At 72.0% G+C, this 25156-nt stretch carries 21 protein-coding genes and 1 pseudogene; 10 read left to right on the top strand and 12 right to left on the bottom strand.

Annotation, left to right across the window (positions count from 1 at the left end; genetic code table 11):
* Window positions 1-119: 119 nt before the first annotated feature.
* The 3 genes from E0F75_RS27765 to moaA all read right to left on the bottom strand — a co-directional run bounded on the left by E0F75_RS27765 (window position 120) and on the right by moaA (window position 2840).
* Window positions 120-395 (bottom strand): MoaD/ThiS family protein, encoded by a 276-nt coding sequence (locus E0F75_RS27765; protein ID WP_229313679.1) that lies wholly within the window; start codon window positions 393-395, stop codon window positions 120-122.
* 38 nt (window positions 396-433) lie between these two features.
* Window positions 434-1750 carry a molybdopterin molybdotransferase MoeA gene (locus E0F75_RS27760; protein WP_229313678.1) on the bottom strand — a complete coding sequence of 439 codons (1317 nt, stop codon included), beginning with the start codon at window positions 1748-1750 and terminating at the stop codon, window positions 434-436.
* A 70-nt stretch (window positions 1751-1820) separates the two neighbouring features.
* Window positions 1821-2840, bottom strand: coding sequence for a GTP 3',8-cyclase MoaA (gene moaA / locus E0F75_RS27755; protein WP_229313677.1), 1020 nt, complete (start codon window positions 2838-2840; stop codon window positions 1821-1823).
* A 299-nt stretch (window positions 2841-3139) separates the two neighbouring features.
* On the opposite strand from moaA, the gene E0F75_RS27750 reads away from it, so the two are divergent.
* The 3 genes from E0F75_RS27750 to E0F75_RS27740 all read left to right on the top strand — a co-directional run bounded on the left by E0F75_RS27750 (window position 3140) and on the right by E0F75_RS27740 (window position 7384).
* Complete coding sequence (locus E0F75_RS27750; protein ID WP_229313676.1) at window positions 3140-5452, top strand: FdhF/YdeP family oxidoreductase; 2313 nt, start codon at window positions 3140-3142, stop codon at window positions 5450-5452.
* Window positions 5453-5554: 102 nt separating this feature from the next.
* Window positions 5555-6391, top strand: a complete 837-nt coding sequence (gene fdhD, locus E0F75_RS27745; protein WP_229313675.1) for a formate dehydrogenase accessory sulfurtransferase FdhD — start codon at window positions 5555-5557, stop codon at window positions 6389-6391.
* A 75-nt stretch (window positions 6392-6466) separates the two neighbouring features.
* On the top strand, window positions 6467-7384 hold the full coding sequence (locus E0F75_RS27740; protein WP_229313674.1) for a LysR family transcriptional regulator: 918 nt from the start codon (window positions 6467-6469) through the stop codon (window positions 7382-7384).
* A gap of 105 nt (window positions 7385-7489) precedes the next feature.
* Here E0F75_RS27740 and E0F75_RS27735 read toward each other — a convergent pair whose 3' ends face one another.
* The 3 genes from E0F75_RS27735 to E0F75_RS27725 form a co-directional block, all read right to left on the bottom strand.
* Window positions 7490-8680: a GDSL-type esterase/lipase family protein gene (locus E0F75_RS27735; RefSeq protein ID WP_229313673.1), complete on the bottom strand. Its 1191-nt coding sequence runs from the start codon at window positions 8678-8680 to the stop codon at window positions 7490-7492.
* A 379-nt stretch (window positions 8681-9059) separates the two neighbouring features.
* Complete coding sequence (locus tag E0F75_RS27730) at window positions 9060-9224, bottom strand: hypothetical protein (RefSeq protein WP_229313672.1); 165 nt, start codon at window positions 9222-9224, stop codon at window positions 9060-9062.
* Between the two features lie 5 nt (window positions 9225-9229).
* Window positions 9230-11788 (bottom strand): ATP-dependent Clp protease ATP-binding subunit, encoded by a 2559-nt coding sequence (locus E0F75_RS27725; RefSeq protein ID WP_229313671.1) that lies wholly within the window; start codon window positions 11786-11788, stop codon window positions 9230-9232.
* 257 nt (window positions 11789-12045) lie between these two features.
* Here E0F75_RS27725 and E0F75_RS27720 point away from each other — a divergent pair, with 257 nt between their 5' ends.
* Window positions 12046-13323, top strand: a complete 1278-nt coding sequence (locus E0F75_RS27720; protein WP_229313670.1) for a YhgE/Pip domain-containing protein — start codon at window positions 12046-12048, stop codon at window positions 13321-13323.
* Window positions 13324-13413: 90 nt separating this feature from the next.
* Here the strand turns inward: E0F75_RS27720 and recQ are convergent, their stop codons facing one another.
* A complete protein-coding gene (gene recQ / locus E0F75_RS27715; protein WP_229313669.1) occupies window positions 13414-15504 on the bottom strand; it encodes a DNA helicase RecQ in 2091 nt (696 codons plus the stop codon).
* Window positions 15505-15754: 250 nt separating this feature from the next.
* On the opposite strand from recQ, the gene E0F75_RS27710 reads away from it, so the two are divergent.
* Window positions 15755-16006, top strand: coding sequence for an EF-hand domain-containing protein (locus E0F75_RS27710; RefSeq protein ID WP_073904417.1), 252 nt, complete (start codon window positions 15755-15757; stop codon window positions 16004-16006).
* 78 nt (window positions 16007-16084) lie between these two features.
* Here the strand turns inward: E0F75_RS27710 and E0F75_RS27705 are convergent, their stop codons facing one another.
* Entirely contained in the window at window positions 16085-16378 is a 294-nt protein-coding gene (locus E0F75_RS27705; protein WP_055603749.1) for a hypothetical protein, read from the bottom strand.
* A gap of 207 nt (window positions 16379-16585) precedes the next feature.
* Between E0F75_RS27705 and E0F75_RS27700 the strand changes: the two genes are divergently transcribed.
* A complete protein-coding gene (locus tag E0F75_RS27700) occupies window positions 16586-17314 on the top strand; it encodes a YoaK family protein (RefSeq protein ID WP_229313668.1) in 729 nt (242 codons plus the stop codon).
* Here E0F75_RS27700 and E0F75_RS27695 read toward each other — a convergent pair.
* Entirely contained in the window at window positions 17304-17852 is a 549-nt protein-coding gene (locus tag E0F75_RS27695) for a carboxymuconolactone decarboxylase family protein (protein ID WP_229313667.1), read from the bottom strand. The genes E0F75_RS27700 and E0F75_RS27695 overlap by 11 nt on opposite strands.
* A gap of 111 nt (window positions 17853-17963) precedes the next feature.
* Here E0F75_RS27695 and E0F75_RS27690 point away from each other — a divergent pair, with 111 nt between their 5' ends.
* Together E0F75_RS27690 and E0F75_RS27685 are read left to right on the top strand one after the other, a co-directional pair.
* Complete coding sequence (locus E0F75_RS27690; protein WP_229313666.1) at window positions 17964-18887, top strand: pirin family protein; 924 nt, start codon at window positions 17964-17966, stop codon at window positions 18885-18887.
* Window positions 18888-19035: 148 nt separating this feature from the next.
* On the top strand, window positions 19036-19380 hold the full coding sequence (locus E0F75_RS27685; protein WP_229313665.1) for a GNAT family N-acetyltransferase: 345 nt from the start codon (window positions 19036-19038) through the stop codon (window positions 19378-19380).
* Between the two features lie 52 nt (window positions 19381-19432).
* On the opposite strand, the gene E0F75_RS27680 is transcribed toward E0F75_RS27685, so the two are convergent.
* Entirely contained in the window at window positions 19433-20230 is a 798-nt protein-coding gene (locus E0F75_RS27680) for a VOC family protein (protein ID WP_229313664.1), read from the bottom strand.
* Here E0F75_RS27680 and E0F75_RS40760 point away from each other — a divergent pair.
* Together E0F75_RS40760 and E0F75_RS27675 are read left to right on the top strand one after the other, a co-directional pair.
* Window positions 20229-20399 (top strand): annotated as a pseudogene (locus E0F75_RS40760) (winged helix-turn-helix domain-containing protein); the annotation flags it as partial. The gene E0F75_RS27680 and the pseudogene E0F75_RS40760 sit on opposite strands and share 2 nt — an antisense overlap.
* A gap of 231 nt (window positions 20400-20630) precedes the next feature.
* Entirely contained in the window at window positions 20631-20930 is a 300-nt protein-coding gene (locus E0F75_RS27675; protein WP_229313663.1) for a hypothetical protein, read from the top strand.
* Window positions 20931-21009: 79 nt separating this feature from the next.
* On the opposite strand, the gene E0F75_RS27670 is transcribed toward E0F75_RS27675, so the two are convergent.
* The gene (locus E0F75_RS27670; protein WP_229313662.1) at window positions 21010-21489 is read right to left on the bottom strand and encodes a hypothetical protein; all 480 of its coding nucleotides are present in this window, start codon (window positions 21487-21489) and stop codon (window positions 21010-21012) included.
* Between the two features lie 8 nt (window positions 21490-21497).
* Window positions 21498-24785: a M36 family metallopeptidase gene (locus E0F75_RS27665; protein WP_229313661.1), complete on the bottom strand. Its 3288-nt coding sequence runs from the start codon at window positions 24783-24785 to the stop codon at window positions 21498-21500.
* Between the last annotated feature and the right edge of the window lie 371 nt (window positions 24786-25156).

The following is a 25156-nucleotide window of genomic DNA, read 5'->3' as shown; positions in this document are numbered from 1 at the left end:
GGGGGAGGTACGGGGGGGGAGGTACGGGGGGGGAGGTACGGGGGGGGAGGTACGGGGGGGAGGTACGGGGGGGGAGGTACGGGGGGGGAGGTACGGGCGGGTGCTCCGGGGGCGGGGTCTCAGCCACCCGCGAACGGGGGCAGTACTTCGACCGTGCCCCCTCGGGCCAGCGGTACGGCGGAGTGATCCCGGCCGCCGACCGGGTGACCGTCCACCAGAAACGCGCAGTGGCCGAGGAGCCGGGCGAAGTGCGGCCGGTCGGTGCGGCGGGCGCGGGCCTGTGCCAGCGCCTCGGCGAGGGTCCTGGCGCGATAGGGCTCCTCCGCCGTACCTGCCTCGGCCTTCGCCGCCGCCCAGTAGCGGATGGTTCCGGCGGGTGTCGTCGACGACGTCACCGGCGTGTCTCCTCGGGTGGGTTCGTCATGGGTGCCGGTCAGCGTGCGGGGCACGGCCCGGGGACGGGGACGGGGAGGACCTCGACGTCGCCCCCGGCGGCCACGCCGCCTGGAGGCACCACCGCGAGCCCGTCGGCGACGGCGAGGCCGCGCAGCATGGCCGGCCCGTCGAAGGGCAGCGGCGCCACCTCGCCCGCGATGCGGCGTACCGGCAGCAGCCGGGTGTCCTTGGGGTGCCCTGGCAGGGCGGCGGCGCAGGTCGTACGGAGCGGCTCGGCGTCCGCGTGTCCGCCGAGCCGGCGCAGCAGCGGTACGGCGAGGGTCACCGCGCCGGCGACGGCGGCCAGCGGATTGCCGGGCAGGCCCACCAGCCGGCGGGGCCCGCCGTCGGCGCGCGGGGGCAGTTCGGCGAGCAGCATCGGGTGGCCGGGCCGTACGGCGACGGAGTCGACGAGGAGTCGGGCGCCCAGCTCCGCGAGGGCGTCGTGGAGGAAGTCCACGGGCCCGGCGGCGGTGCTTCCGGTGGTCACGACGACATCGGCGGTGGAGTCGCGCAGAGCCTCGTACAGCGGCCGGAATTCGTCGGAGACCAGGCGGCGACCGGTGACGTCCGCGCCGCCCTGCCCGCTCAGCCAGTGCGGCAGGAGGGGGCCGAGCGCGTCGCGCACGCGGCTGTCGCGGGGCAGCCCGGACTCCAGCAACTCGTCTCCGAGGACGAGGAGTTCGACGACGGGCCGGCGGTGCACGGCGAGCCGGTCGTACCCGGCCGCCGCGGCGAGGCCGAGGACGGCGGGGGTCACGGTCGTACCGGCGGGGAGAAGGATGTCGCCCGCACGGCACTCCTGGCCCCGGGGGCGGATGTCGCGTCCGGGCGCCGGGGAGCCGGGGCCGGCGGTTCGGTCGAGCAGCATCCCGTTCCGGGAGTCGACCTCCCCGTGCTCACGGCGGAGCACGGCGCCGGCCCCCGAGGGCAGCCTGGCCCCCGTGGCGATGGGGACGGCGGTGCCCTGGCCCAGCGGTGGCGACTGCGCACCGGCCGGCACGCCCCGTCCCCGCAGCCGCCACGGCCCGGCTCCTGCCACGGCCCACCCGTCCATCGCGGAGCTGTCGAACGGCGGCAGGTCGGTGAGCGCGGCCAACGGCCGGGCGATCACCTGCCCGAGCGCTTCGCCGAGCGGGCTGCCGACGACGGCCAGGGGCGAGACCTCACGGGCGAGACACCGAGCCCGCCCCCAGTCGACGGCGTGCGCCCGCGACGCGGGCCGGCCGGAGGAGGGGACTGCGGGGTTGTCCCGCTGCACGCCCGCCCGGAAGGTCCCGACCCCCGTGCCGCCGCTCATGGGTGCCGCAGTCATGCGTCGTTTCCTCGCTTCGTCTCGTACGCCGTCCATGGCCTCGCGTCCGCCGCCCCGGGCGGCGCCCGCCTCACCCCCCGATCGCCGACATCGGCCGCTCCGGGCGCCGGAACTCCGGGCTGTCGATCGCGTGGCCCGGGCCCTTGCCGCCGATCGAGGTGCGCCAGGCCGCCTCGATCGCCGTGTCGTCCGCGCCGCCCCTCAGCAGGGCCCGCAGGTCCGACTCCTGCGTCGCGAAGAGGCAGTTGCGCAGCTGTCCGTCGGCCGTGAGCCGCACCCGGTCGCAGCTGCCGCAGAACGGGCGGGTCACGCTCGCGATGACGCCCACCAGCGTGTCCGTGCCGGCGATCCGCCACTCCTCGGCCGGTGCGTTGTCCCGTCGTCCGACCGGTATCAGCTCGAAGCGCTCGCCGAGGCGGTCCAGGATCTCCTCGGCGGTGACCATCCGGTCCCGGTCCCAGGCGCCCTGCGCGTCCAGGGGCATGGACTCGATGAACCGCGCCCGGTAGCCGTGCTCGACGGCGAACGAGGCGAGGTCGGCGATCTCGTCGTCGTTGACCCCGCGCACCGGAACGGTGTTGATCTTGACCGGGGCGAGGCCCGCGTCCCGGGCGGCCCGCAGGCCGGCCAGGACGTCGGGGAGCCGGTCGCGCCGGGTGATCGCGGCGAACCGCTCGGGGCGCAGGGTGTCCAGGCTGACGTTGACGCGGCCGAGACCGGCCGCCCGCAGGGCCTCGGCGCCGCGCGCCAGGCCGATGCCGTTGGTGGTGAGGGACAGCGCGGGGGCGTCGGGCAGGGCGTGCAGCCGGGCGACGAGGCCGGGCAGGCCGCGGCGCAGCAACGGTTCGCCGCCGGTCAGCCGTACCTCGGTGATGCCGAGTCGCCGCGCCGCGACCCGGACGAGCCGGACGACCTCGTCGTCGGTGAGCAGCTCGGGCCGGGGCAGCCAGTCGAGGCCCTCGGCGGGCATGCAGTACGTGCAGCGCAGATTGCAGCGGTCGGTGAGCGACACCCGGAGGTCCGTGTGGACCCGGCCGAAGCGGTCCGTCAGCGGAGCCGGGGCGGTCCTGTCGAGGAGCGGTCGGGACACGGGGCTGCCTTCTTCCTCTGCCCGGGGGCAGTCGCGCGTTTTTCACCCGCCGACCACTTTCGAGGGATACCGGGATGAAGTCAAAGAGGGTTTCTCTATTACGTGATCGGTGGCGCCGATCCGATCGAATACAACCCCTCTGACCTGCGACATTGAAGTAATAGGCCACACTTGTCAGCTCATCGAATTCACCTCTTTGACTTCGCGCGGAGAATAGGCGGATATTCGGCGCACGATCCCCCTGAACGCAGGGCCCGAAACGAAGGCCCCGATACAGAAGAAGACGAGGCGCAACCGGCATGAGCAGCCGCATCGAGGACGATCCGAGCGACGACCTGAAGGTCACCCCGCCGAAGACCTGGGCGACGGGTCTGCCCGCGGTGACGCACGCGCTGGAGTACTCCCTGAGCCAGACGTCCCCGCGCCGTACCGCGCTGACGCTGCTGAACATCAACCAGCCCAAGGGCATCGACTGCCCGGGCTGCGCCTGGCCCGAGCCCGCGCCGGGCAAGCGGCACATGAACGAGTACTGCGAGAACGGGGCCAAGCACATCAACGACGAGGCGACCTCGCGCCGCGTCACCCGGGAGTTCTTCCGCGAGCACTCGATCGCCGAGCTCGACGGCATGTCCGACTACTGGCTGAACCAGCAGGGCCGGCTGACCGAGCCGATGGTGAAGCGCCCCGGCGGGACGCACTACGAGCCGATCGGCTGGGACGAGGCGCTCGGGCTGCTCGCCGATGAGCTGCGGGGCCTTGACTCCCCCGACGAGGCCCTCTTCTACGTGTCGGGCCGGCTGAACAACGAGGCCGCCTTCCTGCTGCAGCTCTTCGCCCGCGCGTACGGCACGAACAACCTCCCCGACTGCTCCAACATGTGTCACGAGTCCAGCGGATCCGCCATGTCGGAGACGCTCGGCATCGGCAAGGGCAGTGTCTCCCTGGACGACATCCACCACGCGGACCTGATCTTCGTCGTGGGGCAGAACCCCGGCACCAACCACCCCCGGATGCTGTCGGCGCTCGAGGAGACCAAGCGCAACGGCGGCCGGGTCGTGGCGGTCAACACGCTGCCCGAGGCCGGTCTGATGCGCTTCAAGCACCCGCAGAAGGCACGCGGCGTCATCGGCCGCGGCACACCGCTCGCCGACCAGTTCCTGCACATCCGCGCCGGCGGCGACCTCGCCCTGTTCCAGGCCCTGAACCGGCTGCTCCTGGAGGCCGAGGACGCCGCGCCCGGGACCGTACTCGACCACGAGTTCATCCGTACGTACACGACCGGCTTCGAGGAGTTCGCCGAGCACGCGCGGAAGATCGCCTGGGAGGACGTCCTGGCCGCAACGGGACTGTCCCGCGAGGAGATCCAGGAGGTGTTCGAGCGGGTCCTGAGCAGCGAGAGGATCATCGTGTGCTGGGCGATGGGGCTGACCCAGCACAAGCACGGGGTGCCGACCATCCGTGAGGTGGTGAACTTCCTCCTCGCCCGGGGCAACATCGGCAGGCCCGGCGCGGGCGTGTGCCCGGTGCGCGGCCACAGCAACGTCCAGGGCGACCGCACCATGGGCGTGTGGGAGCGGATGCCGCAGGAGTTCCTCGACGCCCTGGAGACCGAGTTCGGCTTCACCCCGCCGGCCCACCACGGTCTGGACGCGGTGAACAGCATCCGGGCCATGGACGAGGGCCGTGCCAAGGTCTTCCTGGGGGTCGCGGGGAACTTCGTCCGGGCCACGCCCGACAGCGAGGTCACCGAGGGCGCGATGCGGAAGTGCCGGCTCACCGCGCACGTCTCCACCAAGCTCAACCGCTCCCACACGGTCTGCGGCGACACCGCCCTCATCCTGCCCACGCTCGGCCGCAGCGACCGGGACGTGCAGGCGACCGGCGAACAGTTCGTCACCGTGGAGGACTCGATGAGCGACGTCCACGCCTCCCGGGGGAAGCTGCCGCCGGCCTCCCCGCACCTGCTCAGCGAGGTCGCGATCATCGCCCGGCTGGCCCGCCGGACGCTGGTCGACGAGCCGGCCGTCCCCTGGGAGCTGTTCGAGGCGGACTACGGCACCATCCGCGACCGGATCTCCCGCGTCGTCCCCGGCTTCGAGGACTTCAACGCCCGGGTGGCCGTGCCGGGCGGCTTCACGCTGCCCAACCCGGTGAACCGGGGGGTCTTCCCGACCCGGAGCGGCAAGGCCGTCTTCACCCGCAACGACTTCACGATGCCGCACATACCCGAGGGCCATCTGCTGCTGCAGACCCTGCGCTCGCACGACCAGTGGAACACCGTCTGGTACGCGCCGAACGACCGCTACCGGGGGATCCACGACGCCCGCCGGGTCGTCCTCGTGAACCCCGCCGACCTGGCGGACCTCGGCCTCGCCGACCGTGACACCGTGGACCTGGTGAGTGTCTGGCACGACGGGCGGGAGCGCCGGGCGGCGGACTTCCGGGTCGTGGCGTACCCGGCGAGCCGTGGCTCGGCGGCGGCGTACTACCCGGAGACCAACGTCCTGGTGCCGCTGGACAGCGTCGCCGACATCAGCAACTGCCCGACCTCGAAGGGAGTCGTCGTGCGCCTCGAACGGTCGCCCGGGGAGATGCCGGCGCCGGCCCCGTGACAGAGTCGTAGACAGCCCCCGAACAGGCACGACCGGACGACCGGACGACCGGGCCACACATCGAGCAGCGTCGGAGCGGCGCTCCGAGGAGAGGAACGAACCATGGGACGAGTGACCGTGCGGCGGCGCGTCCTGCGCGTGCGCGAGGGGGACTCCTCCTACCGCCCGGACACCCTGGCCGCCGAGGAGCCGATGGAGATCAGGGTCGGCGGGCGCCCGCTGACGGTGACCATGCGGACCCCGGGCGACGACTTCGACCTCGCGGTCGGCTTCCTGGTCAGCGAGGGCGTGGTGCACTCCGCCGAGGACGTGGCCGGTATCCGCTACTGCGCGGGGGCCACGGCGGACGGCGGCAACACGTACAACGTGGTCGACGTGGGTCTGGCGCCCGGCGTCGCCGCCCCCGACGCGTCCCTGGAGCGGAACTTCTACACGACCTCCTCGTGCGGTCTGTGCGGCAAGGCCAGCCTGGACGCGGTGCGCACGACGGCCGCCTGGTCGGTCGCCGAGGATCCGCTGCGCATCGGCACGGACGTCCTCGCGGCCCTGCCGGACCGGCTGCGGGCGGCCCAGCGGGTCTTCGACACCACGGGCGGGCTGCACGCCGCCGGGCTCTTCACCGCCGAGGGCGAGCTGGTGTGCCTGCGGGAGGACGTCGGCCGGCACAACGCCGTCGACAAGGTCGTGGGCCACGCGCTGCGCGAGGGACTCCTGCCGCTGCGCGAGTCGGTCCTGATGGTGAGCGGCCGTGCCTCGTTCGAGCTGGTGCAGAAGGCGGTCATGGCCGGGATCCCGCTGCTCGCGGCGGTCTCGGCGCCTTCCTCGCTCGCGGTGGACCTCGCGGCGGAGAGCGGGCTGACCCTGGTCGGCTTCCTGCGCGGGTCCTCGATGAACGTGTACACGGGCGACGAGCGGCTGAGCTCCGTGCCCGTGGCCTGATCCTTACGCGCCGGGAGCCGGCGGGCCACGGTGGGGCGATTGGTGTTGCGCCGACCCGTCGGGTACACCCATGGGGTGCTGTTCCGTCAACTCGAGTACCTGGTGGCCCTCTCCCGCGAGCGCCATTTCGCCCGCGCCGCCCAGGCCTGCCACGTCTCCCAGCCCGCGCTCTCGGAGGCGATCCGCAAGCTGGAGGAGGAGCTCGACGTCCCGCTGGTGCTGCGCGGCCGCAAGTACGAGGGCCTCACGCCCGAGGGCGAGCGCATCGTGGTGTGGGCGCAGCGGATCCTGGCCGACCGTGACGCCCTCAAGAGCGAGGTCGGCCATCTCCGTACCGGACTGAGCGGCCGGATGCGGATCGGCTCGGTGCCGACGGCGTCCGGCGCCGTCGCCCTGCTGACCGCGCCGTTCTGTCTGGCGCATCCGCTGGTCACGGTGGAGGTGATAGGGGACCTCCAGTCGGAGGACGTGCTCCGGCAGCTGCGGAACTTCGAGATCGACGCCGGGATCACGTACCTCCACGAGGGCGTCGGGGAGCAGTTCCGGACGGTTCCGCTGTACGAGGAGCGGTACGTGCTCCTCACCGGGGCCGCCGACACCCCCGTCCATCGGGCGACGGCGACCTGGGCGGAGGCCGCGCGGCTGCCGCTGTGTCTGCTGACGGAGGCGATGCAGGGGCGCCGGGTCCTGGACCAGCTGTTCGCGGAGGCCGGTGTGCGGCCGTCGCCCCGGGTCGAGACGGACTCGGTGGCCGTGCTCTTCGCCCATGTCAGGACCGGCCGATGGGCCGGTGTCGTGCCGCACACGTGGCTGCATGTGTTCGGCGTACCGCACGGCATGCGGGCGGTGCCGCTGGTCGAGCCGGCCCGGTCGGTGCCGATGGGCCTGGTGACGATCGCACGGGAGCCGGGGTCGGTGATGGCCCGCGCCCTCCGTGAGATCGCGGGCCACACCGATGTGGCCGCCGCCCTGGAGCGGCTGCCTGCGGACTAGGGCCTGTCCGGCGGCCGGACCCGACAGTGGGACCGGGGACCGCTGCCGCGGTGAGCCTGTCCCACAGCAGCAGTCCCTGGCCCGGTTCACGGGTGGTCATGTCCCTCACCATCCGGTCGGCAGGCTGCTGAGGAACGGGGCAAGCCGGTCGGCGATCACCCGGTCGTCGTGAGCCGAGGTGTGCCGGTCACATCCGAGGAAGTCCAGGCCCGACTGGTCGAGGAACCAGTAGTGGACCCCGCTGTCGCCGGCGTCGTTGCACGCCTCGACCACCTGCCGCACATGCTCGGCGTTTCCGTCGAAGCCGACGGCCACGAGGGTGGTGCCGGCACCGTAGCGCGTCCGCAGTTTGCGGAGGAACTCGCCGTAGGCGGTGCGGTAGGCGGCCGCGAGGCTGTCGGGCGTCCACGGTTCACCGGGGGTGAGATCGGAGAAGTCGTTGGCGCCGAGGTTGACCACCACGATCTGGGGGCGCCACGTCCCCGGGTTCTGCCAGACGTCGCCGTCCACGTTCAGCAGGGCGCGGTCGTAGTAGGTCCGGTACGTGACGTCCGGGGAGATGCCGGCGACGTTGCGCACCATGCCGAGGCCGGAGAAGCCGTTGATCTGGTAATCGGCGTCCAGCTGCTGGGCGGTGAGGGCGCCGTGGCTCACGTCGGTGTTGGTGTTCCGCTTGAGCTGCTCCGGATTGCAGTCGCGGGTGCCCGAGACATTGCCGTAGCCCACCGTGAGGGAGTCCCCGATGAACTCGATCTGGCGGTCCCGGGGCGCCGGCTTGCTCAGTACGGCGCCCCCGGGCGCGGCGACGAAGCCTCCGAACGTGCTGGTGTCCCCCGGGGTGTCGTTGCGTTTGACGACCCGGACCGTGTGCTCGCCGTTCCGGAGGCCGTTGATCCAGTGCGTGGTGTCACCGGGTGTGACCAGGGTGGCGACGGTGGCCCCGTCGACCTGGACGTCGTAGTCGGCGGCCGCGCAGTCGAGCACCACCCCGAGGCCGGTCCCGCGGAAGCGGCCCTCGAAGTACACCCCGGGCCAGCTGAACTGCACCGTTTCCCCCAGGTCCTTGACCCGCCCTACGGTGTGCACCTGCTCCGAGACGCTCTTCACGGGGACCGGTTGCCACTGCTGGTTGGCGCCGCCCCGGTCGGTGAACCGCACAACCTCGGCACCGTCCGTGGTGGCGGCGTTCCGGACCTCGACAGCCTTGCCGCTGTACCACGAGCCCGCGTCCACCGCGGCAAGCGCCGCCGGGCGACTCCCGCGCCCCAGCTTCGGGTTCCTGTCTCTGAAAGTCATCTGCGTGCCCATCTCTCCGGCCCTGTGGTGCATCGGTGGGTCACGGCCGAACCTCCGACATTCCACTCCCGAATGTCAACCGATTTGAACGGAGGAAAGAGAGCAACAGGCACCCGATTTGCGCGACTTGATAGATCATGCACTCATCGGCACACGTCAAACATCGCATGTCTCACGCAGTTTGAAGCCTGGGCAGGCGCCCAACGGCGCAGCGATGAACTTCCCCTCACCAGCACGCACCACCGACCGACGGATGTCATCGAGCCGCGACATCGGGCCGTGCCGCCCCCACCCTCAGTGATCGACGTGCATCGTGAAGTTGCAGGTCCTGGGCCGGGGGTGTCCTGCTCGACCGGCAGGACACCCCATCCAGACCGGACTAGTCGGCCTGCCGCTCGCCGGCCGGGGGAAGGCCGGCCTCCTCGCGGTCCTCCTCCAGGCGCGCTTCGAGTTCGTCCTCGTCCGGGCGGCGGGGCATGCCGCGGCTGTGCCCGGTGCCGGGGTCGCCCTCGACCTGTTCGTTCGACTTGTGGTGCGGGGCCATCGGTCTCACTCCTTGCCGTCGGTGGCGGCGGCCGTCGCGGAGGCCTCGGGGGTCGTCCCGGCTCCGGCGCCGTCGCCCTTCTGGATCGTGCAGTGGAGGGAGTCGTCGATCACGTCGGCGACGATCGTGTCCCCCGGCTCCGCCTCTCCGCCGAGCAGCAGGGAGGCGATGCGGTTGTCGAGTTCCGTCTGGATCGTCCGGCGCAGCGGGCGGGCGCCGAACTCCGGCTGGTAGCCGTGGGCCACGAGCAGCTTCTTCGCCGACTCGGTGACCTCGAGGGTCATGCCCTGGGCGTGCACCCGGTGCTTGCTGCGGTCCAGGAGGTGGTCGACGATCTCCGACAGGTCCTTCTCGGTGAGGCTGTGGAAGACGATGATGTCGTCGATGCGGTTGAGGAACTCGGGCAGGAACCGGCCCCGCAGATCCTCCATCAGCTCGCCCTTGAGCTCGGCCGCGTCGCCCTCGTGGGCGAGGATCCGGTGGGCGCCGATGTTGGACGTCATGATGATGACGCAGTGCCGGAAGTCGACCGTGCGGCCCTGTCCGTCGGTGAGCCGCCCGTCGTCGAGGATCTGGAGCAGCGTGTTGAAGACGTCGGGGTGCGCCTTCTCCACCTCGTCGAAGAGGACCACGCTGTACGGGTTGCGGCGCACCTTCTCGGTGAGCTGGCCGGCCTCCTCGTAACCGACGTATCCGGGAGGCGCTCCGACGAGCCGGGCGACGGTGTGCTTCTCCTGGAACTCGCTCATGTCGAACCGGATCATGCGGTCGTCCTCGCCGAAGAGCAGTTCGGCGAGGGTCTTGGCGAGTTCGGTCTTGCCGACGCCCGTGGGGCCGAGGAAGAGGAACGAGCCGACGGGGCGGTTCGGGTCGCCCATGCCGGCGCGGTTGCGGCGTACGGCCTCGGAGACCGCGGTGACCGCCTCGTCCTGGCCGACGATCCGGGCGTGCATCTCCTCCTCCAGCTTGAGGAGCTTCTCCTTCTCGCTGGCGGTGAGCTGGGAGACGGGGATGCCGGTGCGGCGCGAGACGATGTCGGCGATGTCGGCGGCCGTGACCGAGACGACACCCTCGCGGCGCTCCTCGATGCCCGCGAGTTCGCCCTCCACGTCGGCCATCTGCCGCTTCAGGTCCGAGGCCTTCTCGAACTGCTCGGAGGCCACGGCCTGGTCCTTCTCCCGCTGGAGCTTGGCGAGCCGGTCCTCCCGGCTGACGACCTCGGTGGAGCGGCCGGCGCTGCGCAGCCGTACGCGCGCGCCCGCCTGGTCCATCAGGTCGATGGCCTTGTCGGGCAGGAAGCGGTCGCTGATGTACCGGTCGGAGAGCTCCGCCGCCGCCGCGAGGGCGCCGTCGGCGAACCGGACCTGGTGGTGGGCCTCGTACGCGTCCCGCAGGCCTTCGAGGATCTGCACGGTCTCCTCGACCGTCGGTTCCGGAATGAGGACGGGCTGGAAGCGCCGTTCGAGTGCGGCGTCCTTCTCGATGTGCTTGCGGTACTCGTCGATCGTCGTCGCGCCGACGACGTGCAGCTCACCGCGCGCGAGGGCGGGCTTGAGCATGTTGCCCGCGTCCATCGCTCCCTCGCCCGACGCGCCCGCGCCGACGACCGTGTGGAGTTCGTCGATGAAGAGGATGATGTCGCCGCCGGCCTGCTGGACGTCCTCGATGACCTTCTTGAGGCGCTCCTCGAACTGGCCGCGGTACTGCGCTCCGGCCACCAGGCCGGACAGGTCCAGGGAGACGACCCGCTTGCCCTTCAGGGTGTCGGGCACCTCGCCCGCCACGATCCGCTGGGCGAGGCCCTCGACGATGGCGGTCTTGCCGACGCCGGGCTCGCCGATGAGCACGGGGTTGTTCTTGGAGCGCCGCGAGAGGATCTCGATGGTCTGCTCGATCTCCTCGGCGCGGCCGACCACCGGGTCGAGCCTGCCCGCCTTCGCCTCGTCCGTGAGGTCCCTGCCGAACTCGTCCAGGGTGGTGGCGGGCTGCCTCTGCTGCTTTCCGGCGGCCGGGGCACCGCCGTCGGAGCGGGCCGCCTGGTCCGTGAGGCCGCGCAGCTTCTTCACGTCGTGGTCGTCCGCGCCCAGGAGCCGGGTCGCCCCCGAGTCGGAGTCGTCGAGGAGCGCCGCGAGGATGTGCTCGGGGCCGATGTACGACACGCCCGCCTCCTGCGAGCGGCCGTAGGCGGCGGCGAGCGTGCGCTTGGCCGCCGGGGTGAGTCCGGGCTCCGACGAGGGCTCGCCGGACTCCCGGGGCAGTACCCGGTCGAGCTGGGCGGCGAGCGCCTCGGGGTCGACGCCGACCTGGGACAGCAGCCTGCGCGAGGGGTCGACCTGGGTCGCCGCCCACAGCAGGTGTTCCGTGTCGAGGTCGGACGTGCCGTCCTCGACGGCCTTCCGGGCGGCCAGATTGAGGAGTTCGTGCGAGGACTCGGTCAGGAGACGGCCGATCGGTACGCGCTGCACGGCCGGGGGCGACGACCCCGGCGACATTCCGAAGAACCGGTTCAGCATGTCGCTGAACGGATCGGACGAACCGAAGGGTGAACCGAACGCCATCGACATGTCAGCTCCAGAGACGCATGAGGGGTCATTCCCACTCAAACGTGGTGTATAGGGCGACGCAACCGGAATGAGGCCCTGCGGAAAGCACGCGCCGAAGCCAGTACGCCAACGGGCCGAAGCCGGTGCGCGAACGCGCCGGTACGCCCGCCGAAGCCGGTACGCGAACGCGCCGGTACGCCCGCCGGGGCCGACACGCCCGCCCCACCCGTACGGGCCGCAATCCCCGCCACGACGGCGCGCGCGTCGACGATGACACCATGACGTCCGCGATCCCCCCGCACACCCCCGGCCCGCAGGTCCGCGCCCGGACCCTCGTCCGGAACCCCAAACTGTGGCTCGTACCGACCGTCCTGAGCGCACTGGTCGCCGTGGGCCTCTCGCTCCTCTACATGGGCGGCATCCTCAACCCGAACGAGAACCTGCACCAGCTGCCCGTCGCCCTCGTCGACGAGGACCGGGGCACCCCGCTGCCCGGACAGCGGGAGACCTTGGGGAAGCAGATCACCGACGGGATCGTCGCCGCCGGTTCCTCGAAGACCAGCGTCGACTGGCGGCGGCTCGACCGCGCACAGGCGCAGGACGCGCTGGCGTCCGGCGAGATCTTCGGCGCCCTCGTCGTCCCGGAGAACTTCACCGCGTCCGTCGCCGCCCTGACCACGAACCGGGCGACGGTACGGCCGACGATCACCGTGCTCACCAATCCCGGCCTCGGCAGTCTGGGTTCGTCGATCACGGCCCAGATCAACCAGAACGCCGCCCATCAGGCCTCGCTGACCATCGGCAAGCAGCTCACCGCCTCCACCGACGTCCCGACGACCCGGCTGCTCCTGACCGACCCGGTCGCCGTCTCCACCCAGGTCGGCCATCCGATCGGCCGGCACAGCGGTCTGGGCCTCACCGCCTTCTACTTCACCCTGCTGCTCGTCCTCGGCGGCTTCATCGGCGGCAACCTCGTCAACAGCGGCGTCGACACCGCGCTCGGCTACGCCGACAGCGAGATCGGCCCCTGGCACTCCCGGCACCCGACGGTCCCGATCGACCGCACGCAGACGCTGGTCCTGAAGATGCTGATGACGGCGGGCATCTCGGTCCTCACCACGACGCTCGTCATGGTGGCCACGATCACGGTCCTGGGCATGGACGCCTCGCACCTGCCGATGCTGTGGCTGTTCTCCTACTGCGCGACGGTCGCCGTCGGTCTGGGCGTGCAGGCCATCAACGCCGCGTTCGGCGGCATCGGCCAGCTCGTCTCCATGTTCGTCTTCATCGCCCTCGCCCTCCCCTCATCCGGCGCGACCGTCCCCCTGGAGGCCACCCCGGGCTTCTTCCGCTTCCTGGGCATCTTCGAGCCTATGCACCAGCTCAGCGCGGGTGTCCGCTCCATCCTGTACTTCGACGCCCGCGCCGACGCGGGTCTGGCCCGCGGGTGGATCATGATCGCCGTCGGCACGGTTCTGGCCCTGGCGTTCGGCTTCGCCATGACCCTGTACTACGACCGCCGGGGCCTGCGCCGCCTCACCCCGCAGCCCGCCTGAGGGATACGGAGGCGAGGGGTACGGGGTGAGGAGTACGGGGGCGAGGTCGGTGGGGGCGGGGTCCGTGGGCGGGGGGCCGTCGCCGGTCGCCTACCGCCAGTCGTCGTAGGGCGGAGGCGGCTCCTCCATCCCGTCCATGTCGAAGGGCGGCTCCTCGTCGAACGGAGCCTCGTGCTCCGGCGCGGAAGGCGCGGAAGGAGCAGAAGGAGCGGCAGGCACCGACCGCGCGGACCGCGCGACGGGGACGGCCGGGGCAGCAGCCACCCCGACGGGCGCGGCAGCGGAAGCCGCACCAGGAGCGGTTCCCGACCCGGCGGCCGCGGCGTCGGCGCCGCTCTCCGCCAGCGCCTCCAGCACACCCTCGGCGTACTTCGCCAGCTTGGCCTCGCCGACACCGCCGATGGTGCCGAGCTCCTCGACCGTCACGGGGAGCCGCGTCGCGATCTCCCGCAGCGTGGCGTCGTGGAAGACGACGTACGCCGGGACGCCCTGCTCACGTGCCGTCGCGGCCCGCCAGGCGCGCAGCGCCTCGAAGACCGGGACCGCGGCCGCCGGCAGGTCGACGGGCACACGGGCGCCCTTCCCGGACCGCCCACCGGACTCCTTGCGGGAGGCGGCGGCCGGGGCCTTCTCCTTGCGCATGGTGACGGTGCGGCGCCCACCGAGCACCTCACCGCTCTCCTCCGTGAGCACGAGCGTGCCGTAGTCGCCCTCCACCGCGATGAGCCCCAGCGCGAGGAGCTGCCGCACGACCCCGCGCCACTCGGCGGTGCCCAGGTCGGAGCCGACGCCGAACACCGAGAGGCCGTCGTGGTCGAACTGGATGACCTTGGCCGTCTTCTTGCCCTGGAGGATGTCGATGATCTGTCCGGCGCCGAACTTCTGGCGCCGCTCCTTGGACAGCCGCCACACGGTGGACAGCAGCTTCTGCGCGGCTACGGTGCCGTCCCAGGACTCGGCCGGGGTCAGGCAGGTGTCGCAGTTGCCGCAGGGCTGACCGGCCTGGCCGAAGTAGGCGAGGAGACGCACGCGGCGGCAGTCGACCGTCTCGCAGAGCGCGAGCATGGCCTCCAGGTGCATGGCGAGGGCGCGCCGGTGCTGCTCGTCGCCCTCGGAGCCGTCGATCATCTTGCGCTGCTGGACGACGTCCTGGAGGCCGTACGCCAGCCAGGCGGTGGCGGGCTCGCCGTCGCGGCCTGCGCGGCCGGTCTCCTGGTAGTAGCCCTCGACGGACTTGGGCAGGTCGAGGTGGGCCACGAAGCGCACGTCGGGCTTGTCGATGCCCATGCCGAAGGCGATGGTCGCCACCACGACGACCCCGTCCTCCCGGAGGAAGCGGGCCTGGTTCGCCGCACGCGCACGGGCGTCCATGCCGGCGTGGTACGGGACGGCGTCGATGCCGTTCTCCACGAGGAGGGCCGCGGTCTTCTCCACCGAGGCGCGGGAGAGGCAGTAGACGACTCCGGCGTCCCCGTCGTGCTCGGCCCTGATCAGTTCGAGCAGCTGCTTGTGCGGGCTGTTCTTCGGGACGATGCGGTACTGGATGTTCGGCCGGTCGAAGCCGGCGACGAAGTGCCGGGCCTCCTCCAGACCGAGCCGCGCGGCGATCTCCTTGTGGGTGGCCTCGGTGGCCGTGGCGGTCAGCGCGATCCGCGGCACCTTGGGCCAGCGCTCGTGGAGCATGGACAGCGCGAGGTAGTCGGGCCGGAAGTCGTGGCCCCACTGGGCGACACAGTGTGCCTCGTCGATGGCGAAGAGCGACACCTTGCCCCGGTCGAGGAGCCGCTGGGTGCCCTCGGTGCGGAGACGCTCGGGAGCCAGATAGAGCAGATCGAGCTCGTCGGCGAGGAAGGCCTGCTCGACGGCCTGCCGCTCGTACGGATCCTGGGTCGAGTTCAGGAAGCCGGCCCGCACCCCGAGGGCCCGGAGCGCGTCCACCTGGTCCTGCATGAGGGCGATCAGCGGCGAGATCACGACGCCGGTGCCGTCTCTGACCAGGGCGGGGATCTGGTAGCAGAGGGACTTTCCGCCGCCGGTCGGCATCAGTACGAGGGCGTCGCCGCCGTCGACGACCTGCTCGATGATCTCCTGCTGCTCGCCTCGGAAGGAGCTGTAACCGAAGACGCGGTGGAGCACCTGCGCTGCCTCGGAGATCACGGCGGAACCGTCGGAAAGGACCATTCACCCACCCTATCGGCCGTCACGGACACCCCGGCCGCACCGCCGAAACCTGTGGACAACCTCTCGCCCGGTCTTTCGCACACCGGCCCGCGCCACGCGAGACCGAAACCCCGAGCCCGGCACGACCGGCAAGACACCTTCTAGGCTCGATGACGAGCCCCGAGGCAACGCGGGGGGCGAACCCTGCGTCCTTCTGCACAGGGACGCATCGGCCGATGCACCAGCCACGGCCAGGGAAGCAGGACACATCATGAGCGACAAGGCCCGTACTCTCTTCGACGCGCTCGACCTCGACCATGACGGCAGCCTGACGCGCATCGAGGTCATCAACGCGCTGCGGGCCAAGGGCCCGACCCTGGCCGCGCAGGGCGTGATCCCCGCGTGGGGCGTGGGGACCGACGACGACGCCTCGGCCCTGTTCGACCAGGCCGACCAGAACGGCGACCGCGTCCTGTCGTTCGAGGAGTTCGCCGCGCTGGTCGACCGCCGCTTCGGCTGGTGACACCGGACCGCACCCGCGCAACAGAGAACCGGCACCGCGCTCTCCGCGCGATGCCGGTTCTTCCGTCCGGAGGACCGGTCAGGAGACCTCGGGCAGCAGCCCGGTGGCCGGCGCGGCCAGGTCGGTGAGCTGGTGGAGCTGGTTCACCTGGTGCACCTGGCTGAGCCCGCCGAGCTGACCCGCGATGCCGGGGAACTGCGCCTTGGACTCCTCGGGAATCCCGGTCGTGGCGAGCGCGTCGAGCTCGCTGACCGGGTTGATCGGCGGGCCGAGCGGGCTGGTGGTGGCGACGGCCTGCGCCGCGGACGCGCCGAGGCACGAGAAGGCGGCGGCGACGGCGAGAACTGAGGAAATGCGTCGGGTAGAGATCACACCCTCACAACGCCCCGCCCCCGCCGACGGACACGGCCGCACCCCTCCCACACCGCCCGACGGCACCACCGACGGGATGCGGGCCGCGACACGGTGCGCGGACCGCTCCGGCGTGGCGACGCACGCGATCGGGAGTGAATCGGTGTACGTCACAGGAGGGCTTCGGAACCTGGCCGCGGACCCCGTCGCGGAAGGAGTGTCCGAGGGATGCGCAAGCTGCTGGTCGACGTCGCTCACACGCTGGTGCCGCCCAAGGGGGACCGGCACGGGCCGCTGCCGCCGCTCATGCTGACGCTGACCATGGTCACCGGACTCGTGGACGCGGTGAGCTTTCTGGGGCTCGGGCAGGTCTTCGTGGCCAACATGACCGGCAACGTGGCGCTCCTGGGCTTCGCCCTCGCGGGCGCCGAGGGCCTGTCCGCGCCCGCCTCCCTCGTGTCCCTGGCCTCGTTCCTCGTCGGCGCGGTGGCGGGTGGCCGGTTCGGCACCCGGTTCGCCGCACACCGCGGGCGGCTGCTCGCCTCGGCGCTCGCCCTGCAGGCGGTGCTCGTCGCGGCGGCGCTCGTCATCGCCCTCGTGGCGCACGACAGCGTGGGCGCGCCGGGCCGGTACGCCCTGATCGTCGCCCTCGGCCTCGCCATGGGGATGCAGACGGCGGTGGCCCGCCGCATCGGCGTGCCGGACCTGACCACGACCGTGCTGACCCAGACGCTGACCGGACTGGCATCGGACTCCGCCCCGGCCGGTGGCGACGACCCCCGGCCCGGTCGGCGGATCCTGTCCGTCCTGGCGATGGTTCTCGGCGCCCTCTTCGGTGCCCTGCTCCTCGACGCCGGGCTCGCGGTGGTCCTGGGGGTGGCCCTCGCCCTGCTGGTGGTGGCCGCCGCCGTCACGAGACGTCTGGCGGCCACCGACGCGCCGTGGGTCAGGCCGTAGCGTCCACCGAGAGCGGGGCGGAGACGGGGACGGGGGCGGCGTCGCGTACGGGATGACGGCTCAGGATCGACACGCGGTTGAACGCGTTGATGGTGATCGCCACCCAGATCACCGCCGAGATCTCCTCGTCGTCCAGGACCGCGCGCGCCGCGCCGTACGCCCGGTCCTGCGCGAGGCCGTCCGCCGGGTCGGTCGTGGCCTCCGCCAGGGCGAGGGCCGCGCGTTCCCGTGCGGTGAAGAGCTCGGTGTCCCGCCAGGCGGGGAGCACGCCGAGGCGGCGGGTCGTCTCGCCGGCCCGGAGCGCGGCCCTGGTGTGGACGTCGAGGCAGTAGGCGCAGCCGTTGATCTGCGACACGCGGAGGTTGACCAGCTCGACCAGAATCCGGTCGAGCCCCGCCTCGGCGGCGGTCGCGCGGACGGCGTCGGCGGTGTGGACCAGCGCCCGGTAGGCCGCGGGACTCTGCTTGTCGAGGTAGACCCGTCGACCGTCCGTCATGCCGTTCACGTCGGTCACGTCGTTGTTCGCGTCGTTCACCATGCGCTCCTTCGAGGAATCCGTGCGCGTCACGGGTTCTGGGGCTATGATCATCCATAGTTGTTGAAAGTAAAACTATATCGCTGGACGAGAACGGATGGAGAGGGGTCGGGCATGAGCGACACGGAGGTCGAGATCCTCTCCGCGCGGGACGTCCCGCTGGGCGGGCCGCGCGCCATGACCGTACGGCGCACCCTGCCCCAGCGGTCCCGGACACTGATCGGCGCCTGGTGCTTCGCCGACCACTACGGCCCCGACCGGGTCGCCGAGTCCGGCGGCATGGACGTCGCCCCCCACCCGCACACCGGTCTGCAGACCGTGAGCTGGCTCTTCAGCGGGGAGATCGAGCACCGCGACAGCCTGGGCAGCCACGCGTTCGTGCGGCCCGGGGAACTGAACCTCATGACCGGCGGTCACGGCATCAGCCACACCGAGGTCTCCACCCCCGGGACCACCGTCCTGCACGGGGTGCAGCTGTGGGTGGCGCTGCCCGGCGAACACCGCCACGCCGACCGCGACTTCCAGCACCACGCCCCGAAGCCGGTGCGGCTCGACGGCGCGGAACTCCGGGTGTTCCTCGGCTCGCTCGCCGGCGAGACCTCCCCCGTGCGCACCTTCACCCCGCTCCTCGGCGCCGAGCTCCTCATCGACCCCGGCGCCACGGTCGCCCTCCCCGTCGACCCGGCCCACGAGCACGGTCTGCTCGTCGACGAAGGAGACGTCCGGCTCGCCGGGACCCTCCTCCGCCCGGCCGAACTCGGCTACGCCGGCACCGGACACGACACCCTGACCCTGACGAACGAGTCCGACCGCCGCGCGCGGGCGGTCCTCATCGGCGGTACGCCGTTCGGCGAGGAGATCGTCATGTGGTGGAACTTCATCGGCCGCAGCAACCAGGACATCGTCGAGGCCAGGGAGGAGTGGGAGCGCGCCTCCGACCGCTTCGGACACGTCGACGGCTACCCCGGCGACCGCCTCCCGGCACCGGTCCTGCCGAACGCCGCCCTCACTCCCCGCGGAAACCCGCCCCGCGCCTGAGCCACGCACCACAGCACCTCACAGACCCCACGGACCCCACGGACCCCATGGACCCCATGGACCCCATGGACCCCACGGACCCCACGGACCCCACGGACCCCACGGACCGTACGCACCCTTCGCACCCTTCGCACCCGAAAGGCACGTCATGACCGACCAGGCAGCAACCACCCCCGTCGTCCGCCGCGTCGACCCCCGCCACCGCTACGAGATCCTGGTCGACGACCAGCGCGCCGGCCTCACGTCGTATCGCGACCGCGACGACCGGCGCGTCTTCTTCCACACCGAGATCGACGACGCCTACGCGGGCCAGGGCCTCGCCGCGATCCTGGTCGAGCAGGCCCTGACCGACGTGCGCGCCTCCGGGATGCGGATCGTGCCGGTCTGCCCGTACGTGGCCAAGTTCCTGAAGAAGCACGAGGAGTTCGCGGACATCACCGACCCGGTGACGCCGGAGGTCCTGCAGTGGCTGGAAGGCCGGTTGGCCCGCTGACCCTGCGGCCCCGGCCCCACCGGCCCCCGGCCCCGGCCCCGGCCCCCGCCGTTCAGCCGGCGGGCGGGGCCAGGACGACGAAGTCGGCCTTCGACGGGTCGAGGCAGACGGCGAGCCGTCCGACGCCCTCCGCGTCGTCCGGCCCCATCTGCACGTTGCCGCCGTTCCCGGTGACCCTGGCGACCGCGGCGTCGCAGTCGGCGACGGCGAAGACGGGGTGCCAGTACGGCCGCCCGTGCGCGAGGGCGAGGTCCGCCTCGCTCACCTGCATGAGGCCGCCGTGCATGCGCTCCTCGGGCAGTCCGGCGGGGGTGATGATCGTGTACGTGCCCTCCCCGCCGGGCATCGGCATGTCGCTGTACTGCCAGCCGAAGACGCCGGCGTAGAACTGCTTCGCCGCCGCGGCGTCGCTCGTGTACAGCTCGACCCAGGACAGCGAGCCCGGCGTGTCGACCTGCTCGACGCCCTTGTTCGAACCCGGCTGCCAGACGGCGAACTGGCCTCCCAGCGGGTCGCTGTACTGCGCCATCCGACCCCACTCGTCGAGGTCCATCGGCGCGACGCGCACGGTGCCGCCGGCCTCCTCCACGGCCCGGGTCGTGGCGTCCGCGTCGGCGACGCTGTAGTAGATCATCCAGGCCGAACGCGCGCCCGCCTCGGTGAGCCTGCCGAGACCGGCGACGATCTTTCCGTCGTTCCGGAACATCCCGCCTTCCATGTCCTCCCCCTCCCCCATGGACTCGTAGTCCCACCCGAGCACACCGCCGTAGAAGGCCGCGGCGGCCGGGACGTCGGGGGCGCCGAGGTCGAGCCAGCAGGGGGAGCCGGGGACGAAGTCGGTGGTGATCATGGCGAAGGCCTTTCACGGTTCCGGGGTACGCCGGGCACGCCCTCAGCCTCGCACCGCACACGACCCCTCGCGCGCCGACCGATCCGCGTCGGCGGCGCCCACCGTCCCCCCGCTCAGCCGTCCGGCCGTCTCCGAGCACCTCGCCGTGCTGAAGAGGGCCGGGCTGGTACGCGAGCAGCCACCGGTCCCTCCCGCCCCCGCGGAACCCGCTCCCCGGGACCCGCGGCCGGACCGGCCCCGCCGGCCGAGTGGTCGCGGCGGGCCGGGACCCGCGGCCGGACCGGCCCCGCCGGCCGAGTGGTCGCGGCGGAGGGGAAGGAGGACGCTGGAACTGAGCGCGTCCGGGCGTCAGGGGCGTAGCCAGCGGAGCGCCCGCCCGGCCGGGAGAGGCAGCGACATCATGCGCATGCTCCTGAAGGTCCAGATGGACACCCCGGCCTCGAACGAGGCCATCCGAGAAGGCACGCTGCGAAAGATCATCGAGGAGACCCTCCGGGAGCTCCGTCCCGAAGCGGCGTACTTCACCGTCGAGAACGGCTGCCGGACGGGGTACCTCTTCTTCGACATGGCCGATCCGTCGCTGATGCCGAAGATCTCGGAGCCCTTCTTCCTCAAGCTCAACGCCAAGGTCCACTACTCGCCGGTGATGAACCCCGAAGACCTGGCCAAGGGCCTGGACGCGATCACCCCCGGCGGCTGAGCGCCCCGCCGCCCGCGCGGCGGCCACGACTCGCTCCGATGCGGAGGTCTCTGTCATCACCGGCGGGTCGTCCGGAGGCTCACCGAACCCGGAAGGTGATCCGCAGCGACCGCGGGCCCGGCTGCCCGGCCGTCCGCAGCACCGCCTCGCCCGGTCCGACCGCGCGGATGTCCCAGGCGCGGAACCCCGGATCGGACTCGAAGTCGACCGGCACGAGGACGATCGCCGTGCCGTCGACGGTGGGGGTGGCCGTACGCCAACGGCCGGAGAGGCGCAGTCGGGTGGTGTCGCCGAGGGGGAGGGTGACCGTGCGCCCGGAGTCGTCCTGGGTGAGGACGGCCGGAGCGGGCGGTGCGGGGACCACGGTTGTCGTCGCAGGGCCGGGAGTCGACGTCGAAGTCGAGCCCGGGGCGGGGGTGGGCGTGGGCGTGGGATTCGGGGCCGATGTACGGACGGGCGGGGTCGGCCGCTCCGTCGGGGCGTCGTCGGCGCACGCGACCGCCGCCGCCCCGAGGAGCAGGGCGACGGCGGCGCGCGGCAGAAGTGCCGTCCTCGGCATACGAGCGGTCATACCAGCGGGACGTTGATGCAGGTGAGGATGGCCGCCTGGGCGGAGAGCCGCTGCTTGGTGGCCTGGGGGTCGAGGCGTACCCTCTCGGCGTTCTGGACGGCTTCCAGGAACGGGGTGTCCGCCTGCAAATCGCCGTCCGTGTCGACGAGTTCGTTCGCTTCGAACGCACCGTTGGCGAAGTTCAGCCAGGCGGCGAGCAGTTGGCGGTCGAGGGAGCGCTTCGGATCCAGGAGCAGGTTGAGGAAGAGGACGCCGGCCGCCTTGTCCTGGGTGGACACGTCGACCTTCTCGGAGAACACCGTGCTCGCGTGCCGGACGATCTTCAGGTAGCAGTCGAGCGTCTCCTTGCCCAGCCCGGTGAGGTCGCCGGTCAGGTATGTGACGTACCAGATGTCGGCGAGCAGCGACAGCGGGGCGTTGCCCTGGACGATGACGGGCATCCCGTCGGTCCCCGCGCCTCCGTCGTCGTCGCGCGCCGCGAGGGACAGGTCGTACAGGCACGGCTTGGTGTACGTGTGGAGTTGAATGTCCGTCAGGTCGCGCGGCTGGACGCTGGGGCTGCGGGCCGGGTCGGTGTCCGGCGGGTTGACGAGCGAGGTGGTCGTGGTGGGCGGCGTCCCGTCGCCCCAGGTCCAGCTCATGGTCTCGTCGTCGCTGCCGGGGTCGGTGATCCGGGCGGTGTACCGCTTCTCCTCGCCCTTGTGGACGACGAGTGTCCGGCCGCCGGCGAGCGGCACGGTGCCGGTCTTGTCGAGGGCGACGGCCGGGTCGACGTCGGCGACGGTGATCTCGGACTCGCGGCAGGTGCTCGTGTCGTCGTCGCTGCCGCAGATCTTCACGGTGAAGGTGCCGTTGTCACCGAAGGCGATCCGGTGGCTGAAGGTGAGGGTGGCGTCGGGGCGGTCGTTCTCCGACCGGCCTGTCAGGGGAACGGGCTTGCCGTCGCCGGGGTCGATGGTGGCGGTGAGCGGGTCGAGCCAGCCCGGGTCGGTGACCGTGCCGGAGACGGTGAGTCGGCCGCCCTCCTCGCGCGGGCCCTGGACGGTGAGGTTCACCGAGGGAGCCACGTTGGTGACGGTCACGGTCGCCGTGTCGGTGTCGGCCCCGGCGGCGTTGCCGACGCGCAGGCCGACCGTGTACGTGCCGTCCCGGCCGACCCGGTCGAAGAGCGGGGCGGCGCCGGTCGCGTCGTCGTAGGCGCCGTCGCCGTCGAAGTCCCAGCTGTAACCGCCGCCGCCACCGGGCACGGTGGAACCGCTCGCGTCGAGCCGTACGTCGGCGCCCTCCGCGGTGGTGTACGGCCCGCCCGCGTCGGCGGTGGGCCGGCAGCTCGCCGGGAAGTCGGTCGCCGGCTCGGCCTGGTCCTGGCTCGGCGAGCCGGCGCTCGCGCCCATGCCCCGCCGGGCGAACACGCCCCACAGCAGGCACTGGTCGGCGCCGCCGTGGTTCGCGCGGTCGGCGGCGAGGATGCCGTCGCGGGCGTCCAGGAAGTCGGGCGAGGACGGGGTCATCTTCATGCCGTCGACCATCAGCTGCTCGTGCCGCTGCTTGCCGGCGGGGTAGCCGTACGCGCCGACGAGCGCGGTCCGCATGTCCCACATCGTGGTCGCCCATATCTCACCGTCGGAGTGCACGCTGCAACTTCCGTCGTCGCAGAGGTCGCCGTAGGTGAGGGTGCTGTTGTCGTAGGCGACGCGACGTATGCCGGTGGCCCGGCCGTTGTTGTACTCGCCGTACACCGGGTCGTTCCAGAGCGAGGTGGCCACGGCGTCGCTCCAGCCCTCGCCGAGCGCGCCGGTCTGGACGCCGTCGCCCATGTCGCCGCCGCCAACGAGGCGGTGGGACAGGCCGTGACTGTACTCGTGGGCGACGGTGTCGCCGTTCATGGCGCGGTGGATGTTGTGGTTGTCGCAGGTAGCGCGTCCGACGAAGAGCCGCATGGTCGGGTTCTGGCCGTCGGCGGGGGTGGCGAAGTCGGCGTTGCAGGCGGAGTCCCCGTTGGCGTCGAAGTCGACGAAGACCTGGACGCGGTCGCCGCCGGCGCCTCCGTTGCCGAGGTTGTCCTCCTGGAAGTTGCCCGAGGCCTCGTCGAAGCCGAGGGCGTAGAGGTGGTCGTGCATGCGGTTGGCGTAGTAGAAGGCCTGGGTGACGACCGCGTCCCGGTCGGTGGTGAGGTCGGTGCCGCCGCTGGTACGGAAGGCGTCCGTGAAGGTGTAGGTGAAGTGCTGGTACGCCGGGTCTCCGGCGGCCGGGGTCTGCGGCTGGTGGCCCAGCGCCTCCTGGCCGTCGGGGTCGTGGGAGACCTCGCCGTTGTTGCCGGTGGTGACCCGGCCGGTGACCCAGGAGCGGCCGAGGCCGCTGAAGGGGACGGTCGTCGCGCTGCCCAGGGTGGGGTTCTGGTCGGTGTGGACGCGACCCTCGGGACCCTCGTCGCTGGTCAGGTCGGTGCGCTGGAGGACCCTGCCGGTCTCGGCGTCGACGACGATGTCGTACAGGTGGCCGTTGTTGGCGGTGAGGGTGGTCCGCCAGGCGGGGCGGGCGGTGCCGTCGGCGAGCGGGAAGGTGACGCGGGTCGCAGTGGCGATGGTGGCGGCCGTGGCGGGGGTGCCGGTCCGGGAGTCGGACCGGGCGCCGGAGACGCTGTCGGTGCCGACGGAGGCCGCGGCCCGGTCGAGCGCGGCGGCCTTGCCGAGCACGGCCTTCCCGGTGGCGCGGGCGCCCGGGACCAGGCTTCCGGTGGCGGTGAGGATACGGCCGGCCTTGTCGACGGCGACCGAGAGGCGGGCGCCGTGGACGGGGACCCCACGGTCGCTCTGGCCGATGAAGACGTGCCGTACGCCGTTGTGCTCCGTGCGGTACGACCTGACGACGGTGAGGGCGTCCAACTCGGCGGCGGAGAGCCCGTAGAGGGCCGCGTGGTCACGTATGTGGTCCAGCGCGAGCGTGCGCGGGTCGACGGTGGTGCCGGCGGCGGTGAGGGTGGTACGTCCCTGCGGGGTGAGCAGCCTGGGTGTGCCGAACCGGCCCCAGCGGACGGCCGTGCCGTCGAGCTCCTGCGCGGCGCGCAGCTGTCCGGCGGTGGGTGCGAGGCGCTTGTTCCCGCGTACGTCGATGTTCGGGTAGGGCCGATCCGGCTGCTCCTGGGCGACGGCTGCTTCTTCTCGGGCCCTGGGGCGTTCGTCGGCGGCGGCGACCGACGGTGTGACCGTGACCGCCGGCAGTGCGAGCAGAACGGCTCCGATGACCAGTGATCGTGCGCGTGTCGACAGGCGTGTGGGTGGCATCGATCTCCCCCGTCCGATGGCTTCCTGACTGCGGACCGGGGACAAGCTACGTGCCCATGACAAGAGGGCGGAAGGACGCATACCGCCGCGCGGGGGCGCGCCACGACACCCTCACCACATCCGGCGGAGATCATTCCTCCTGGTCGACGCCGTTGAGGGGACGGTCCGCCGGAGGGAGGCGGTGCCGGGGGCCGGAGGAGCGCCTCGCATGGAGAGGTGGTGAACGTTCTGACGGCCGGAGCACCCGACGGCCCGAGTGATCCGCATCGGGGCCTCGGCGACACCGCTTCGACCGCGACCGTCGCGATCCACGTGCCTTTCTCTCAGGGGGCGTTCGCCCTCCGGGCGCAGCCGGCCGCGGTGGATCGACG

Source organism: Streptomyces sp. CB02980 (assembly GCF_014451325.2).
Lineage (GTDB): Bacteria > Actinomycetota > Actinomycetes > Streptomycetales > Streptomycetaceae > Streptomyces.
Note: the sequence above shows the minus strand (reverse complement) of the source record. Positions and strands in the feature narration are given on the sequence as shown.